General features: G+C 63.5%; 13 protein-coding genes. 4 read left to right on the top strand and 9 right to left on the bottom strand.

Annotated elements, in window-relative coordinates; genetic code table 11:
* Positions 1-146: 146 nt before the first annotated feature.
* The gene (locus tag HJ536_RS12550; protein WP_177157965.1) at positions 147-1,172 is read left to right on the top strand and encodes a hypothetical protein; all 1,026 of its coding nucleotides are present in this window, start codon (positions 147-149) and stop codon (positions 1,170-1,172) included.
* Between the two features lie 16 nt (positions 1,173-1,188).
* Here HJ536_RS12550 and HJ536_RS12545 read toward each other — a convergent pair whose 3' ends face one another.
* The 6 genes from HJ536_RS12545 to HJ536_RS12520 all read right to left on the bottom strand — a co-directional run bounded on the left by HJ536_RS12545 (position 1,189) and on the right by HJ536_RS12520 (position 7,046).
* Positions 1,189-2,271, bottom strand: coding sequence for an SPOR domain-containing protein (locus HJ536_RS12545; protein ID WP_177157964.1), 1,083 nt, complete (start codon positions 2,269-2,271; stop codon positions 1,189-1,191).
* Between the two features lie 120 nt (positions 2,272-2,391).
* Entirely contained in the window at positions 2,392-3,039 is a 648-nt protein-coding gene (gene upp / locus HJ536_RS12540; RefSeq protein WP_176855007.1) for a uracil phosphoribosyltransferase, read from the bottom strand.
* Positions 3,036-4,046 carry an adenosine deaminase gene (locus HJ536_RS12535; protein ID WP_177157963.1) on the bottom strand — a complete coding sequence of 337 codons (1,011 nt, stop codon included), beginning with the start codon at positions 4,044-4,046 and terminating at the stop codon, positions 3,036-3,038. The genes upp and HJ536_RS12535 overlap by 4 nt, the downstream gene beginning before the upstream one ends.
* A complete protein-coding gene (locus tag HJ536_RS12530) occupies positions 4,043-5,245 on the bottom strand; it encodes a phosphopentomutase (RefSeq protein WP_177157962.1) in 1,203 nt (400 codons plus the stop codon). Before HJ536_RS12530 ends, HJ536_RS12535 begins: the two co-directional genes overlap by 4 nt.
* On the bottom strand, positions 5,242-6,546 hold the full coding sequence (locus HJ536_RS12525) for a thymidine phosphorylase (protein ID WP_177157961.1): 1,305 nt from the start codon (positions 6,544-6,546) through the stop codon (positions 5,242-5,244). The genes HJ536_RS12530 and HJ536_RS12525 overlap by 4 nt, the downstream gene beginning before the upstream one ends.
* A complete protein-coding gene (locus HJ536_RS12520; protein ID WP_177158040.1) occupies positions 6,546-7,046 on the bottom strand; it encodes a cytidine deaminase in 501 nt (166 codons plus the stop codon). Before HJ536_RS12520 ends, HJ536_RS12525 begins: the two co-directional genes overlap by 1 nt.
* A gap of 93 nt (positions 7,047-7,139) precedes the next feature.
* Here HJ536_RS12520 and HJ536_RS12515 point away from each other — a divergent pair, with 93 nt between their 5' ends.
* Together HJ536_RS12515 and prpE are read left to right on the top strand one after the other, a co-directional pair.
* Entirely contained in the window at positions 7,140-9,419 is a 2,280-nt protein-coding gene (locus tag HJ536_RS12515; protein WP_177157960.1) for an NADP-dependent malic enzyme, read from the top strand.
* 284 nt (positions 9,420-9,703) lie between these two features.
* Positions 9,704-11,596 (top strand): propionate-CoA ligase PrpE, encoded by a 1,893-nt coding sequence (gene prpE / locus HJ536_RS12510; RefSeq protein ID WP_177157959.1) that lies wholly within the window; start codon positions 9,704-9,706, stop codon positions 11,594-11,596.
* Positions 11,597-11,654: 58 nt separating this feature from the next.
* Here the strand turns inward: prpE and HJ536_RS12505 are convergent, their stop codons facing one another.
* Positions 11,655-12,350 (bottom strand): DUF4396 domain-containing protein, encoded by a 696-nt coding sequence (locus HJ536_RS12505; RefSeq protein WP_177157958.1) that lies wholly within the window; start codon positions 12,348-12,350, stop codon positions 11,655-11,657.
* Between the two features lie 42 nt (positions 12,351-12,392).
* Positions 12,393-13,154 carry an NAD kinase gene (locus tag HJ536_RS12500; RefSeq protein ID WP_177157957.1) on the bottom strand — a complete coding sequence of 254 codons (762 nt, stop codon included), beginning with the start codon at positions 13,152-13,154 and terminating at the stop codon, positions 12,393-12,395.
* Positions 13,155-13,320: 166 nt separating this feature from the next.
* Between HJ536_RS12500 and glyA the strand changes: the two genes are divergently transcribed.
* Positions 13,321-14,616 carry a serine hydroxymethyltransferase gene (glyA, locus tag HJ536_RS12495; RefSeq protein WP_176854998.1) on the top strand — a complete coding sequence of 432 codons (1,296 nt, stop codon included), beginning with the start codon at positions 13,321-13,323 and terminating at the stop codon, positions 14,614-14,616.
* Positions 14,617-14,747: 131 nt separating this feature from the next.
* On the opposite strand, the gene hrpB is transcribed toward glyA, so the two are convergent.
* Complete coding sequence (gene hrpB, locus HJ536_RS12490; RefSeq protein ID WP_177157956.1) at positions 14,748-17,183, bottom strand: ATP-dependent helicase HrpB; 2,436 nt, start codon at positions 17,181-17,183, stop codon at positions 14,748-14,750.
* Positions 17,184-17,201: the final 18 nt, after the last annotated feature.

The following is a 17,201-nucleotide window of genomic DNA, read 5'->3' as shown; positions in this document are numbered from 1 at the left end:
GAAGAAGGTGCAGAGCCCTTGCAGCTTCTTGGAAGTCTGGCGACAAGGGCTTCGTATCAAAGGGATGGTCAAAGGCAGGATGACCAGCATGGACGGGACTCTGTAACCCGTGCTATCGCTTGGAAAATAGAAAAATACGGGCATAGATGACAGCACTCAAGGGATATCAGCGATTAGAGGCGCTGGGGGTTTGGCGGGAACAGCCAGATGCCCAGAGGCGTAATGTCGTTGTGTCACTGGGGGATTCGACCATCGTCATCATGGACATGAAAAGCCGCCCCCTGACCCACTGGGCCATTCCGGCGGTCGAACGGGCCAATCCCGGTGTGTTGCCTGCGCTATACCATCCGGACGGTGACCCCACGGAAACGCTGGAGATCGGCGGCGACGAAGCCGTCATGATCGAAGCCATCGAGAAGTTGCGCGCCGCGATCAATCGTGCCCGCCCCAAGCAAGGCCGCCTGCGTTGGGGCCTGATGGGCACGATGACCGCGCTTCTGATCGGGGTCGGGACGTTCTGGCTGCCTGATGCCCTGCGCCAACACGCGGTCGAGGTTGTGCCCCCCGTCAAACGGGCCGAAATCGGTCTGGCGCTGATCAACCGCGTCACGCGGATCACCGGCCCCGAATGCCGCGATAATCTGGGCTCTCCGGCGCTGGCGCGTCTGGGGGGCAAGCTGTTCCCCGCCGAAGAGCGCCGCAAGCTGATGGTGATGTCTGGCGGGCCGCGCAAGGCGTTTCACCTGCCCGGCGGGACGATCCTGCTGAACCGCTCTTTGGTGGAAAACTACGAGGACGCGAACGTGCTGGCGGGCTTTGCGCTGGTCGAAGGGCTGCGAGCGGGCAATCACGACCCCTTGGCCGAGGTTCTGGCCCAGAGCAGCCTGTTGGCGGTGATCCAGTTCCTGACGACCGGCAGCCTGCCCAACGGCGCGCTCGACAGCTATGCCGAGAAAATCCTGTCCCAATCCCCCGAGATCGTGGAAACGCAGGACATTCTGGCGCTGTTCAAGGAAAAGGGCGTTCCCAGCACGCCCTATGCCCGCGAATTGGACCCGAGCGGGTCTGTCGTGGGGCCGCTGATCGTGAATGACCCCTTTGCCGATACCCTGCCCCCACCGCTGCTAAGCGATGGGGACTGGATCAGTATTCAGGGGATCTGCCAGCGCTAAGCGCACTGGCCCCGTTTTAGCGAATGAACGCGTCGCTGAAGCCTGCCTTGCGGGCAGCGTTCAGCGTCTGCTGGAGTCCCGCACCATTGGCGGCACCGACCAGAACGATCTGCTGGCCCGAACGGGTGGTCAGCAAGCGCACGGGGTAGCCCGCGCTCTGGAACCGTTGGGCGGTGCGCTGCGCATTCCCGTTCACCGAGAACGTGCCAACCTGCACATAGCTGCCCATCCCTGCCGACGTGGTCACCGGAGCGGTGGCCTGCGGGGTCACGACAGCAACGCGCTGGGCCTCTCCGCCGGGGCGCAGGCTGCGCGGGGTCTGGGTGTCCCAAACCTGATCGGACTGCACGTTCCCTTCGGCGGTGCGGGGACCGCGATAGGGGTTCAGGCGATCATCTTTCCAGACCTGCTTGTAACCGGCGGGCGGCTTGGGCAGCGGCTGGTTGGCAGCACCGACGCTGATGATCGAGACGGGCGACGCGGACTGGGGACCGCAACGGACGCCTTCTTTGTTGGTATAGCGCGCACTGACGCCGGTACGGCCGGGGCAGACGCTGGCGGTCGCAGCAGGCGCGGGCTGAGCGGTGACCGGACGGGTCTTGGCCACGGGCTGGGCCGAAGTCACCGCGGTCGGGGCCAGCACAGCGGCCTTGGCAGCGGTTTTGGCCTGCGCGGTGGGGCGCACGATCTTGCTTGCGACGGTTTCCATCGGCTTGGCGGTGGTGGTGCGCTTTTTCACCGGCGCGGCCACGGCGACCTTCTGCTTGGCGGGCGCTTTGACGACCGGCGCGGCCTTGGCCACAGGGGCCGGAGCGGGCTCGGCCACTTTGGTGGCGGTTTTGGCCGCGGGCGCAGGGGTCGGCTTGGGCGTGATCACCGGCGCGGGGGTCGGCACGGGGGCCTTGGGCGCCTCGACCGTTTGGGTCGGCGTGCGGAACGTCGGCTGCAACCCACAGACCTGCTGACGGTCGCGGGTGACGCGGGGCACCCAGTCCACGGTCGGGCCAACGCCCACGCGGATAAAGGCGCAGCCCTTGTTGTCTACGAACTGACGGCCCTGAAAATCGGACGGCGGAAAGTTAACAGGAGTCTGCGCCATGACAGACCCCGAATACACAAGACATACGGTGGCAGCCGCAAAGAGCCTTTTCATTCTAAATCCCCAGTAACACTGCGCCCAGATTGCACAGTGGTTGGGGGTAAAGCAATAACTACCACATCACTTGGTGCCGAACATGCGATCTCCGGCGTCGCCTAGGCCCGGAACGATGTAGCCATGTTCATTCAAATGGCTGTCCAGCGAGGCCGTCACAATCGGCACATCGGGGTGGGCCTGACGCATGGTTTCGACGCCCTCGGGGGCGGCCAGAAGACACATGAAACGGATATTCGTGGCGCCCGCCTTTTTCAGCAGATCAATCGCCGCGACGGCGGAATTTCCTGTCGCCAGCATAGGATCGACTGCGATCACCAGACGTTCGCCCAGCGCATCGGGCACTTTGAAATAGTACTGAACGGGCTCCAAAGTGGTCTCGTCGCGATACAAACCGACAAACCCCACACGCGCCGAAGGCACCAGCTCCAGAACGCCATCCAGCAGACCATTCCCCGCCCGCAGGATCGAGATCAGCGCCAGTTTCTTGCCGTCCAGAACGGGGGCCTCCATCTGGCACAGGGGGGTGTCGATGGTCTCTTGGGTCATCTCCAGATTGCGGGTGATTTCGTAAGCCAGAAGCTGACTGATTTCCCGCAAAAGCTGGCGGAACACGCCAGTGGGCGTGCCGGTTTTGCGCATGTGGGTCAGCTTGTGCTGGACCAGCGGGTGATCAACGACGGTCAGGTGCGGGATGGTGGTCTGATCGGTCAAAAAGCGTCCTCCAGTCGTTTGGTCAGTGCGTCACGGGTGGCCTGATCGCAAAAGGCCGCCAGCACAGCGTTGAGGGTGATTTCCTTGAAATGGCGGTTTTCCCAGCCGAACACGCGGGTCAGTTCCGCGTACTCTTGCTGCATTGTCGTATGGAAGAAAGGCGGATCGTCCGTGGACACCGTCACCTTGACCCCATAGGCGCGCAGGCGTTCAATCGGGTGGCTTTTGAGGTCGGGATAGACCCCAAGCACCACGTTCGACCCCGGGCAAACCTCGAGCGTGATTTCCCGTTCGGCCAAATGTTCGACCAGCCGCATATCCTCAATGCAGCGGACACCGTGGCCGATGCGCGTGACCTTCAGATCGTCGATGGCATCGCGCACCTCTTGAGGGCCGCGCCATTCACCGGCGTGGGTGGTCAGGCCCAGACCGGCCTCTCGGGCGCAGTCATAGGCCCACATGAAGTCCCGCTGATGGCCCGCGTTTTCATCGCCGCCCATCCCGAAACCGGTCACGAAATCCCCCGCCGTTTCGGCAGCACAGATCGCGGTCAGCTTGGCCTTGTCGGGGCCGAAATGGCGGATGCATGTCACCACGCCGCGCATTTCAATATCGTATTTCTTCTTGGCCTCGGCGGCGCCGTCCTGAATGGCGTGCAGGAACTCAGTCCACGCGCCCACATCCGCCCCCCCGCAGAATTCGGGCGACAGGAAGCTCTCCATATAGATGACGCCATTCTCGGCGGCGTTTTCCAGCACCGACAGGGTCAGACGGCGAAAGTCCTCGGGGGATTTCAGAACGGTGGTCGCGGCCTCGTAGACCTGCAGGAATTCGAGGAACCCCTTGTACCGATAAGCCCCACGGTCATCAAAAATCCCGCTGATGTCTATTTTTTTCTCAAACGCCAGTTGGCGGATGAAATCCGGCTGCGCGGCCCCTTCGATATGGGTGTGCAGTTCGACCTTGGGCAGGTTGACCGGCGGATGTTCCATCTCTTCTTCTGTCATAGAAAGCTCCTTCCCGGCCCTTGGGCGGGGATATTCAGGTGTGCCGCGATACTGGCAGCCACGTCGGCAAAGGCAACCAGTCCGATCGGTTTCGCCCCCACGCCATAGCCCAGCACCGGCACCCGTTCGCGGGTGTGGTCCGTGCCGTGCCACGTGGGATCGTTGCCGTGATCGGCGGTGATGATCAGCAGATCGCCCTCGCGCAGGCGCGGCAGGATCGCCCCGATCCGCGCGTCGAACCACTCCAGCGCGCGGGCATAGCCCGTCACATCGCGGCGGTGACCATAGAGGCTGTCAAACTCCACGAAATTGGCAAAGGTCAGGCTGCCCTCGGGCGCGTCATCAATCAGCCGGTCCAGATGGTCCATTAGCTGCGCGTCGCTGCCTTTGTACAGTTGTGTGATGCCGTGCATGGAGAAGATGTCGCCGATCTTGCCCACACCAATCACCTCGCGCCCTGCCCCGCTGACCCAATCGCACAGGGTCGGACTGGGGGGCGCGAGCGCGAAATCCTTGCGGTTGGTGGTGCGGGTATAGCCCGCCTCGGCATCCCCGACGAAGGGCCGCGCGATCACACGCCCGACCTTCATCTTGTGCAGGGTCGGCGCAATGTCAGCGCACAGTTTCAGAAGGCGATCGAGGCCGAAATGCTCTTCATGCGCGGCGATCTGGAACACGCTATCAGCCGAAGTATAGCAGATCGGCTGGCCGGTGCGGATGTGCTCCTCGGCCAGTTTGTCGATGATCGCGGTGCCGCTGGCGTGGCAATTGCCAAGGATGCCGTCGGTTCCGGCGGCCTTAGCGACCTCGGCCACCAGATCATCGGGGAACGCGGGCGTGGTGTCGGGAAAATACGTCCAGTCCCAAGGCACCGGCACCCCCGCCAGTTCCCAGTGGCCGCTGGGGGTATCCTTGCCACGGCTAACCTCGGTCGCCGCACCCCAGAGGCCAGTCGGCTGATCCACAACTCGATCGCCATTGGCCAAACGCTCCGCCTGTCCCAAGCCCAAACTTTCCAACACCGGCACCGCCAAGGGACCAGAGCGCCCCTCTTCGGCCCGCCCCTCGGCGCAGGCCTGCACGATGTGGCCCAGCGTGTTCGCCCCCGTGTCCGGCAGATCGCCGTTAAAGAACTGATCCGCATCAGGCGCTCCGCCGATCCCGACCGAGTCCATCACCACCAGAAACGCACGGGTCATGCTGTGATCCTTTCGACGACGAGCGACGCAGGTTCAGGCGCATCGCCAATCTGCACCGCTGCCAGAAAGGCTTGGGCGGCCCGTTCCGCCTCGGCTTCGGTGCGGGCGTGGATGCGGGCGATGGGCTGGCCACGGTCCACCGCATCCCCCAATCGCGCCATATCCGAAATCCCGACCGACGGGTCCACGCGGTCGGTTTCCACCAACCGCCCCCCGCCCAAAGCAACCACGGCCGCGCCCAAAGCCCGCCCGTCCATCGCAGCCACAAACCCCGCCTCGAGGGCGTATACTTCTTGGATCACCGTCGCCTCTGGCAACAAGGCACCCCATTCGCTGGCAAACCGACTGGGCCCGCCTTGGGCGGCGATCATGCGCTCGAACACCTCGGCGGCAGTGCCGCTGTTGATCGCCATTTCCATGCGCTGCACGCCCTCTTCCGGCGTTGCGGCCAAACCGCCAGACACCAGAACCTCGGCCCCCAACGCGCAGGACAACTCGAACAATGCCCCGCGTTCGGGGCCGGTCAGCACAGCCATCACCGCGGCGATCTCTAGCGCGTTGCCCATCGACCGCGCCAAGGGTTGGTTCATGTCGGAAATCAGCGCCGTCGTCGGGCACCCCGCCGCGTTCGCCGTCCCGACCAAGGACAGCGCCAGTTCCCGCGCCGCCTCGGGAGAGGTCATGAACGCCCCCGTCCCCCACTTCACATCCAGCACCAAGGCATCCAGCCCCGCAGCCAGCTTCTTGGACAGGATCGAGGCCGTGATCAGATCAAGGCTATCCACGGTCGAGGTCACATCCCGCACCGCATAAAGCCGCTTGTCCGCAGGCGCGATCCGCCCCGTGGCCCCGACAATCGCGCAGCCCACATCCGCAACCTGCCGCCGCAACCGCGCCTCGGACAGATCGGTGCGCAGATCGGGGATCCCCTCAAGTTTATCCAGCGTCCCGCCCGTGTGCCCCAAGCCCCGACCCGAGATCATCGGCACATAGGCCCCGCAGGCCACCAGTGCGGGCGCGATGATCAGGCTGGTGCAATCCCCCAGCCCGCCGGTCGAATGTTTGTCTAACACCGGTCCGTTCAGGTCCCATTGCAAACAGTCGCCGCTGTCGCGCATCGCCAAGGTCAGCGCCACGCGCCCCTCTGGCCCCAAAGCGCCCAAGCAAACGCCCATCGCGAACGCCCCCGCCTGCGCATCGCTGACCTCGCCCGTTCCCAGACCCAACGCAAAGGCGCGCAGGTCCTCGGGCGCGGGCACGCGGCCTGCGCGCAGGTCAGACAGCAGACGGCGGGTGTCCATCAGGTGCGTTCCATGTGGCTTGCGTCGAACATACCGGGCAGCAGATCGCCTACGGTTGTTTTCAGCTCTGCCCCATCGACGGTTGCCAAGGTCACCGGCGTGTCGCGCGGCGCAAATTCGGCCAGCTTCTGGCGGCAGCCCCCACAGGGCGGCACGGGCGTCGGGCTGTCGGCGATCACATAGACCTCAGCGATCTCGCGGCTGCCTCCGGCGGCGCACATGGCAGCAATCGCGCCTGCTTCGGCGCAGGTCCCCTCGGGGTAGGCGATGTTTTCCACGTTGCACCCCTGATGGACCGCGCCATCGGTGGCGCGCACCGCCGCGCCTACCTTGAAATTCGAATAGGGCGCATAGGCGTTTTCACGCACTTTCATCGCGTCGTCGCGCAAGGACATCAGGACTCTCCGCCGTTTGATCAAATGGTCAAGAACAGTGAACCTTTTACGACATGATTTGACAAGAGCCTGACCGGCGGAACCACGCCAAACAAGGCACCTTATGCGGCAGTGCAGCGAATGTTTTGCAATTCGCTGCCTTCCAACTGGCGCAAAAATAGTTTAACGCTAAACAAAAATTCCCAAAGGGATTGCGTCATGTCAGAGCAACAGAATGAAACCCTGCGCCAGGCGGCGCTGTTTTACCACGAACACCCCAAGCCGGGGAAACTGGAAATCCGCGCCACCAAGCCGATGGCCAACGGTCGCGACCTGAGCCGCGCCTATTCACCCGGCGTGGCAGAGGCCTGTCTGGAGATCCGGGACGACGCGCAAAACGCCGCCCGTTACACCGCCAAGGGCAACCTTGTGGCGGTCATCTCGAACGGTACTGCGGTGCTGGGTCTGGGGAACATCGGCGCGCTGGCCTCGAAGCCCGTGATGGAAGGCAAAGCCGTTCTGTTCAAGAAATTCGCGAACATCGACGCCTTTGATATCGAGGTCAACGAAAGCGACCCCGAGAAACTGGCCGACATCGTCTGCTCGCTGGAGCCGACCTTTGGCGCCGTGAACCTTGAGGATATCAAGGCCCCCGACTGCTTTATCGTCGAGAAAATCTGCCGCGAGCGTATGAACATCCCTGTGTTCCACGACGACCAGCACGGCACCGCGATCGTGGTGGGCGCAGCGGCGAAGAACGCGCTGCACGTGGCCGGCAAGAAGTTCGAAGACATCAAGATCGTTTCCACCGGTGGCGGCGCGGCGGGCATCGCCTGTCTGAACATGCTGCTGAAACTGGGGGTCAAGCGCGAGAACGTGTGGCTGTGCGACATTCACGGTCTGGTCTATGAGGGCCGCGAGGTCGACATGAACCCGCAAAAGGCCGCCTATGCCCAGAAGTCGGACCTGCGGACGCTGGCCGAGGTGATCGACGGCGCGGACATGTTCCTAGGCCTGTCGGGCCCGAACGTGCTGAAGCCCGAGATGGTCGCTAAGATGACCAAACAGCCGATCATTTTCGCGCTGGCCAACCCGAACCCCGAGATTCTGCCCGACGTGGCCCGCGAAGTGGCCCCCGATGCGATCATCGCGACCGGCCGCTCGGACTTCCCCAATCAGGTGAACAACGTCCTGTGCTTCCCGTTCATCTTCCGCGGCGCGCTGGACGTCGGCGCGACCGAGATCAACGACGAAATGCAGCTGGCCTGTATCGAAGGCATCGCGGCACTGGCCCGCGCGACCACCAGCGCCGAGGCTGCCGCCGCCTATCAGGGCGAGCAGATGACCTTTGGCGCGGATTACCTGATCCCCAAACCGTTCGACCCCCGTCTGGTGGGCGTGGTGTCCAGCGCCGTGGCCAAGGCCGCGATGGAAACCGGTGTGGCCGTGCGCCCGCTTGAGGATCTGGAAGCCTACAAAGCCAAGCTGAACCAGTCGGTCTTTAAATCGGCCATGCTGATGCGCCCCGTGTTCGAGGCCGCCGCGACCGCATCGCGCCGCATCGTGTTCGCCGAGGGTGAAGACGAGCGCGTCCTGCGCGCCGCCCAAGCGATCCTCGAGGAAACCACCGAGAAACCGATCCTGATCGGTCGTCCCGAAGTCGTCGAGATGCGTTGCGAACGTCTGGGCCTGAACATCCGCCACGGCAAGGACTTTGATCTGGTCAACCCCGAGAACGACCCGCGCTATCGCGACTACTGGGAGACCTATCACCAGATAATGTGCCGCAACGGCGTCACCCCCGATCTGGCCCGCGCCATCATGCGCACCAACACCACCGCGATTGCGGCCATCATGGTTCAGCGCGGCGAAGCGGACAGCATGATCTGCGGCACCTTTGGCGAGTACCGCTGGCACCTGAAATACGTGAACCAGATCCTTGGTGGCGGCGAATACCACCCCCACGGGGCCCTGTCGCTGATGATCCTCGAGGATGGCCCGCTGTTCATCGCGGACACCCACGTGCGCTCGACCCCCACCCCCGAAGAGATCGCGCAGTCGGTGATCGGTGCCGCGCGTCACGTCAAACGCTTTGGCCTGACCCCGCGCATCGCGCTGTGCGCCCAGTCGCAGTTCGGCTCGACCCAGTGTGACACCGGCCAGCGCCTGCGCGCCGCCATCGACATTCTGGACAGCGAGCCCCGCGACTTTATCTACGAAGGCGAGATGAACATCGACGCCGCGCTGGACCCTGAACTGTGCGCCCGCGTCTACCCGCAGAACCGCCTGCAGGGTGCGGCGAACGTGCTGGTCTTTGGCCACGCGGACGCGGCCTCGGGGGTGCGCAACATCCTCAAGATGAAGGGCGGCGGACTGGAAGTCGGCCCGATCCTGATGGGCATGGGCAACCGCGCGCACATCGTGAACCACTCGATCACCTCGCGCGGGCTGCTGAACATGGCGGCCATCGCAGGGACCCCGGTCGCCCATTACGGCTGATCCGATCCACGAACGCAGATGCAGCACCGGCCCCGCGCCGGTGCTGTGTCATTTTCAGGCAGGTGATTCTGGTTTCAGCAAATCAACCGCACCCTCCGGCAGCAGAATTTGCAAATTGACACACAACCCACCCCCGACCTGAAAACCTGAAAAGACTTTGCAAACCATTTGATGCTGCAGGTGCGGCATTTTGCAAATTACCCCGTTTGTTCACGGTAACGCACTTGCCCGATGGCCCCCTCGTGCCCTAGCACTTTGGTCGAGGAGATTTTGAGGAGGACGCCATGGGCTATCAGGATATCTATCAGAGCTGGCAGAACGACCCCGAGGGGTTCTGGATGGCTCAGGCCGAGGCCATCGACTGGGTCGAGAAGCCGACCAAAGCACTCAGCAGCGAAAACGCGCCCCTGTACGAATGGTTCGCGGACGCCAAGGTCAACACCTGCTGGAACGCCGTGGACCGCCACGTCGAGGCAGGCCGCGGGGACCAGACCGCGATCATCTATGACAGCCCCGTCACCCACACCAAGCGCGAGATCAGCTATTTCGAGCTGCGCAATCGCGTGGCCAGCTTGGCCGGCGCCCTGCGCGCCAAGGGCGTGGAAAAAGGTGACCGCGTCATCATCTATATGCCCATGATCCCCGAGGCGCTGGAAGCGATGCTGGCCTGCGCCCGTATCGGCGCGATCCACTCGGTCGTGTTCGGCGGCTTTGCGGCGAACGAACTGGCGGTCCGCATCGACGACGCGACCCCCAAGGCGATCATCGCGGCCTCCTGCGGGATCGAGCCCGGCCGCGTGGTGCACTACAAGCCCTTGCTGGACGGCGCCATTGATCTGGCCAAACACAAGCCCGAGTTCTGCGTCATCCTCCAGCGCGAACAGGAAGTCGCCCATCTGGAAGAGGGCCGCGATTACAACTGGCACGGCTTCCAGTACGGCGTCGAGCCTGCGGAATGCGTTCCGGTCGAGGGCAACCACCCCGCCTATATCCTGTACACGTCGGGCACCACCGGTCAGCCCAAAGGCGTCATGCGTCCCACCGCCGGCCATCTGGTCGCGCTGAACTGGACCATGAAGAACATCTATAACGTTCAGCCCGGCGAAGTTTTCTGGGCCGCGTCGGACGTGGGTTGGGTCGTGGGTCACAGCTATATCTGCTATGGTCCGCTGATCACCGGCAACACCACCATCGTGTTCGAGGGCAAGCCCATCGGCACCCCCGATGCGGGCACCTTCTGGCGCATCATTGACGAGCATAAGGTCAAATCGTTCTTCACCGCGCCGACCGCCTTCCGCGCTGTGCGCCGCGAAGACCCGACCGGCGAGTTCATCAAGAAGTACGACCTGAGCGGCCTGCGCGCGGTCTATCTGGCGGGTGAACGTGCGGACCCCGCGACCATCGAATGGGCCCAAGAGAAACTGAACGTGCCAGTGATCGACCACTGGTGGCAGACCGAAACCGGTTGGGCGATTGCGGCGAACCCGCTGGGGATCGAACAGCTGCCGGTCAAACTGGGCAGCCCCTCGGTCGCGATGCCGGGCTATGACGTGCAAATTCTGGACGAGGCCGGTCATCCGGTGGGGCCGAACACCCTTGGCGCGATCGCGATCAAGCTGCCCCTACCCCCCGGCACCCTGCCGAACCTGTGGAACGCCGAAGAGCGTTTCAAGAAGAGCTACCTGAACACCTTCCCCGGCTACTACGAAACCGGCGACGCGGGCATGAAGGACGAGGACGGCTACCTCTATATCATGGCGCGCACCGATGACGTGATCAACGTCGCGGGCCACCGCCTGTCCACCGGCGGCATGGAAGAGGTTCTGGCCAGCCATCCCGATGTGGCCGAGTGCGCCGTGATCGGTGTTGCGGACGAACTGAAGGGCCAACTACCCCTTGGCTTCCTGTGCCTGAACTCGGGCTCGGGCCGCGAACATGCGGATGTGGTCAAGGAATGCGTCAAGCTGGTCCGTGACAAGATCGGCCCCGTGGCAGCCTTCAAACTGGCTGTTGTGGTGGACCGCCTGCCCAAGACCCGCTCGGGCAAAATCCTGCGCGGCACCATGGTCAAGATCGCGGACGGCGAAGAGTTCAAGATGCCCGCGACCATCGACGATCCGGCCATTCTGGATGAAATCCGCGTTGCGCTGAAAACGCTGGGCTATCCGGCGGCCTAATCGCTGACGCAGAACAAGATCAGGGCCGCATCCTAATCGGGTGCGGCCCTATTTCGTTTCAGCCGTGCGCGTGCTGGTGGTGATGGTCCCGCCCGTGGTGATGGTCGGTCATCCGCGGGTCCATCATCCCCTCTTTGATCCCATGACGGATCAGCCAGAGGTTCACGGGCCACGCCGCGATCAGACCGCAGCTCAGCGACAAAACCAACGACGACCAGAAGATCGGCTGATCCGGCCCCGCATTCCCCGCGACCAGCAGATCGACGGTCAGGGCCACAACCTCCATCACGAAAATGCTCGGGGTTTCCGAGATCACCGCATCCTTCATCGCGGATTTCAGGCCAACCCCATCCTGAACCAAGGGCCCGACCGTCAGCGCATAACCCGCCGCGTAGGCCAGCAGGAACGTCACCACCACGGTCACCCACTGCCCTGCCCCGAAAATCCCGACGGTGATCAGCAGCCCCGCCAGCTCGCCCAACCCGCAGCCCGAGTAACAGTGCGCCACCGACCGGAACGCGCGGCGATAATCGCTGTCATCGGGAATCTCTTTGCGGCCAGAGAACCAATAGATCGCCAGACCGAACGGCCCCGAATACAGAACCGTAAAGCTCCAGACGAGCTTCATCAGGGACATCAGGTGGCTGTTGTTCCGCCTCAGGTCGACCTGCAGCACGATCTGACAGACAACCACCAGACAGGCCCAGACAACCAGAAACGTCGGCGAGGTCAGCGCCGCAACAAACCCGTTCATAATGCTCTCCTGAAAATGGATTTCAGAAGGCCAACGGGTGGATCAGACGAATTGTTCCCGGATCAGCCGTTCCTCGAGGCCGTGGCCCGGATCGAACAGGATCTTGTGCTTGATGTCCGGCTCCACTCGAATCTCGACCGAGGCCACATTCGGCACCGAGGACGAATCCGCATCCGCCATAACGGGGCGTTTGCCCGAATCAATCACATCGAACTTCACGACAGCCTTCTTGGGCAGCAGCGCCCCGCGCCAGCGGCGGGGACGGAACGGCGCGATGGCGGTCAGCGCCAGAACATCCGCTCCGATGGGCAGAATCGGTCCGTGCGCGGAATAGTTATAGGCGGTCGATCCGGCTGGCGTGGCGATCAGCGCACCGTCGCAGACCAGCTCTTTCATCCGCAACCGCCCGTCGATCGTGATTCGCAATTTCGCCGCCTGCGGGCCGTTCCGGATCAGCGAGACTTCGTTGATGGCCAGCGCGTGATGGACGGTCCCATCGACGGTCACGGCCTTCATGGACAGGGGATTGATGATCTCTTCCTCGGCGCGGGCAAGGCGTCCGGGCAGGTCTGCCTCGGAATATTCGTTCATCAAAAAGCCCACGGTGCCACGGTTCATCCCGTAGACCGGCGCAGGCAATTCCTGTGTCGCATGAAGCGTTTGAAGCATAAAACCATCGCCCCCGAGGGCCACGATGATGTCTGCTTCCTCGACCGGCACCCCGCCGTAACGGCGAACCAGCGCCTCTTTTGCGGCTTGCGCGATCGGGGCGGAGCTGGCGGAAAATGCAATTCGGATCGTCATACCCTGTTTCCTGAAGGAGAGGTCGGTTCCGAAAGAACCACAAGTTTCCCCGAAGCACCAGCACTGCCGCGCCTTTGGTGCAGTTGGTCGCTTTACGATCTTTGCTCTTGTAACACTTTCCTATAGGTACACCGCCAATACCCCCCTTTGGCTATTGGAGGCTCCCATGAACGCCCCTCATCGTGACAATGGTTTTTTCACTGAATCGCTGGAAAGCCGCGACGCCGAACTGTTCGGCGCCATCCGTCAGGAACTGGGTCGTCAGCGCGACGAGATCGAGCTGATTGCTTCGGAAAACATCGTATCGGCTGCTGTGCTCGAAGCGCAGGGTTCGGTCATGACCAACAAGTATGCCGAAGGCTACCCGGGTCGTCGTTACTATGGCGGCTGCCAGTACGTAGACATCGCGGAAAACCTGGCAATCGACCGCGCTAAGCAGCTGTTCAACTGCGAATTCGTCAACGTGCAGCCCAACTCGGGTTCGCAGGCGAACCAGGGCGTGTTCCAGGCGCTGATCAAACCCGGTGACACCATTCTGGGCATGAGCCTTGATGCTGGCGGCCACCTGACCCACGGTGCGGCGCCGAACCAGTCGGGCAAGTGGTTCAACGCGGTCCAGTACGGTGTGAACCGTCAGACCCTTGATGTCGACTACGACCAGATCCAGGAACTGGCCAACGAGCACAAGCCCGCCCTGATCGTGGCTGGCGGCTCGGCGATCCCGCGCCAGCTGGACTTTGCCAAGTTCCGTGAAATCGCGGACAGCGTTGGCGCCATCCTGATGGCCGACATCGCGCACTTTGCCGGTCTGGTTGCTGCAGGCGAATACCCCAGCCCCTTCCCGCACGTCCACGTTGCGACCACCACCACCCACAAGACCCTGCGCGGTCCCCGTGGCGGTATGATCATGACCAACGACGAAGCGATCTCCAAGAAGATCAACTCGGCGATCTTCCCCGGTATTCAGGGCGGCCCCCTGATGCACGTGATCGCGGCCAAAGCGGTTGCCTTCGGCGAAGCGTTGCGCCCCGAGTTCAAAGAGTACCAGAAGCAGGTCATCAAGAACGCGCAAGCGCTGGCAGATGAGCTGCACAAGGGCGGTCTGGACACCGTGACCCACGGCACCGACACCCACCTGATGCTGGTTGACCTGCGCCCCAAGGGCGTCAAGGGCAACGCGACCGAGAAAGCTCTGGGCCGCGCGCACATCACCTGCAACAAGAACGGCGTTCCGTTTGACGACGAAAAGCCCACCATCACCAGCGGCATCCGTCTGGGCTCGCCCGCCGGCACCACCCGTGGTTTCGGTGAGGAAGAGTTCCGTCAGATCGGCAAGTGGATCATCGAAGTAGTCGACGGTCTGGCTGCGAACGGCGAAGACGACAACGACGCGGTCGAAGCAAAAGTCCGCGAAGAAGTCGCAGCGCTCTGCGCACGCTTCCCGCTGTACCCCAACCTCTAATCCAGCAGAGCGCGGGCACGGCCGCGCACATGTTTGGTTTTCAGGCCGCCCTTCGGGGCGGCCTTTATTTTTGGGTATTTGAACCAAGAAAGAGGAGCGGATGCGCTTTCTTCTTTGATTAAATACTCAAATTACGACCGAGGTTTCGCGCGCAGCGTTGGATCAGCTTGGCGCGGATCCTCGGGCCAAGGATGTTTGGGATACCGCCCCCGCATGTCTTTGCGCACGTCATCATAGGAAGAGTCCCAGAAGCCTGGGATATCCATGGTGGTCTGTACCGGCCGTTGGGCCGGAGACAAAAGAGTCACGCGCAAGGGTTTCCCAGCAACGGTCGGATGGGTTTTCTGGCCGAACATTTCCTGAAGGCGCAATTCGATTGAGGGGTGCTCCCCGCCATAATCAATCGGGATTTGGCGACCTAGTGGCGTGGTGAAATGGGCGGGCGTCTCGCGGTCCAGCGCCTGCATCTGGCCGTAGTCCAGCATGGCGCGTAGGGCGGGCAGGATGTCGAAGTTCTTCCATGCGCCTGCTGATTTGATCCCGTCGAGATAGGGCAAGAGCCAGTCCTCTGCGGTAGCCAGCAGGTCTTCGTCCCTCATGGAGGGCAGCTCAGGGTCGTTGGGGCGGGCGAGTTCCACACGGGCAGCGAACCGGCGGGCGGCATCGGTCCATGGCAGGGGCAGTTGGCGCACGCCGTCCAGCATGGCGCGGGCGACTTGGGCGGGGTCCGGGTCCTGCCAGATGCGGTCGTCCAGCGCGATGGCGCCGAGGCGTTCTTGTTTTCGGGCGATCACACGGCCCTCGCGGGGGGACCATTCGCAGATGTCTTGCCACGCGATGCGGTCCTCGAACAGGGCGCGCAGGTCGGATTGGCGGATCTCGATGGCTTGGCGAATGCGGGCTTCTCGGCGGTCGCCGTCCACGTCGGTGATCACCATGAAGGGCGCGTTCGCGGACGGGTCGGTTTCGTCAAGGACCGCGCCGTTGCCACCGGACATCAGGTATCGCGGGGCAGTGCCTTTGCGGCGGGCACCGATGCGGTCGGGATAGGCCAGCGCGGCCATTTCCGGCAGGCTGAGGCCGTGGGCATCGGGCGCATCTTTGGCGAGGCGCTTGGCCTCTTGCTTGATGCGTTCCAGCGTGGGGCGGTGCGGCTGATAGGGACGCTCCTCCATGAAGCGGCGGGTGTCGCGGATCGCTTCGATGCGTAGGGACAGGTCCACGGGAGCGCCGCGCAGGGGGTCTCGGTCGGCCAGCAGTGCGGCCAAGGGGGCAGCGTCACGCCCTGCGACCGTCAGCATATGGGCAAGGCGCGGGTGGAGCGGCAGGCGGGTGATTTGCTGGCCGTGCTCGGTGATCCGCCCGTTGTCATCCAGAGCACCCAGCATTTTCAGCAGCGCGGTCGCTTCGGCATAGGAGCCAGCGTTGGGTTGGGTCAGCAGGGGCAGATCGGCGGGGTCCGCGCCCCATTGGGCCAGTTCCAGCACCAAGCCCGACAGATCGGCGCTCTCGATTTCGGCGGGGGGGAAGGGTTGCAGACCGCCCTCTTCGCCACGGGTCCAGAGGCGATAGCAGGTGCCCTCGGCCACACGGCCCGCGCGGCCTGCGCGCTGCGTGGCTTCGGCTTTGGTAACGCGCTCGGTCACCAGACGGGACATGCCAGAGGCCGGATCGAACCGCGACCGGCGGGCGCGGCCTGCGTCGACCACCACGCGGATATCCTGAATGGTCAGCGAGGTTTCGGCGATGGACGTCGCCAGCACGATCTTACGGCCCGACGTGGCAGGCTGGATCGCGGCGCGTTGGGCGGCAAAGTCCATGGCCCCGAACAGGGGGCGCACGACGCAGCCGTCTGGCAGGCGACCGTTTAGCAACCCCTCGACGCGGCGGATTTCCCCTTCGCCGGGCAAGAAGACCAGAACGCCGCCCTCGGTTTCGCGGACCGCTTGGGCGACAAGATCGGCGGTGGCTTCGGGGATGCGGGCTTTGGGGCCAAGGGGACGGTCCAGCCAGCGGGTTTCCACCGGATAACTGCGCCCTTCGGAGGTGATCATGGGCGCGTCCATCAGGGCCGCCACGGGTTCGGCGTCCAAGGTCGCGGACATGGCCACCAGCATCAGGTCGTCGCGCAGGGCGCCTGCGACTTCCAGACATAAAGCCAGCCCCAAGTCGGCGTTCAGCGACCGTTCATGGAATTCGTCAAAGATCACCGCGCCCACGCCCGCGAGTTCGGGGTCGTGCTGGATACGGCGGGTCAGGATGCCTTCGGTCACGACTTCGATTCGGGTCGATTTCGACACCTTTGATTCGCCGCGCACGCGGTAGCCCACGGTTTGCCCCACGGGTTCGCCCAAGGTTTCGGCCATCCGCTCGGCCGCGGCGCGGGCGGCAAGGCGGCGCGGTTCCAGCATCACAATGCGCCCGTCCGTCAGGCCCGCCTGCATCATCGCCAGCGGCACCACGGTGGTCTTGCCCGCGCCGGGGGGCGCTTGCAGCACGGCGCGGCCGCGCGAACGCAGGGCTTGGATCAGGTCATCGAGGGCGGCGTGAATGGGCAATTCGGTCATATAGTGCTTATGACGCAG

Origin of the sequence: Donghicola mangrovi, assembly GCF_013377535.1 — a bacterium.
In the GTDB taxonomy this organism is placed as follows: Bacteria; Pseudomonadota; Alphaproteobacteria; order Rhodobacterales; family Rhodobacteraceae; genus Donghicola; species Donghicola mangrovi.
This window is presented reverse-complemented; position numbering and strand designations above follow the sequence as displayed.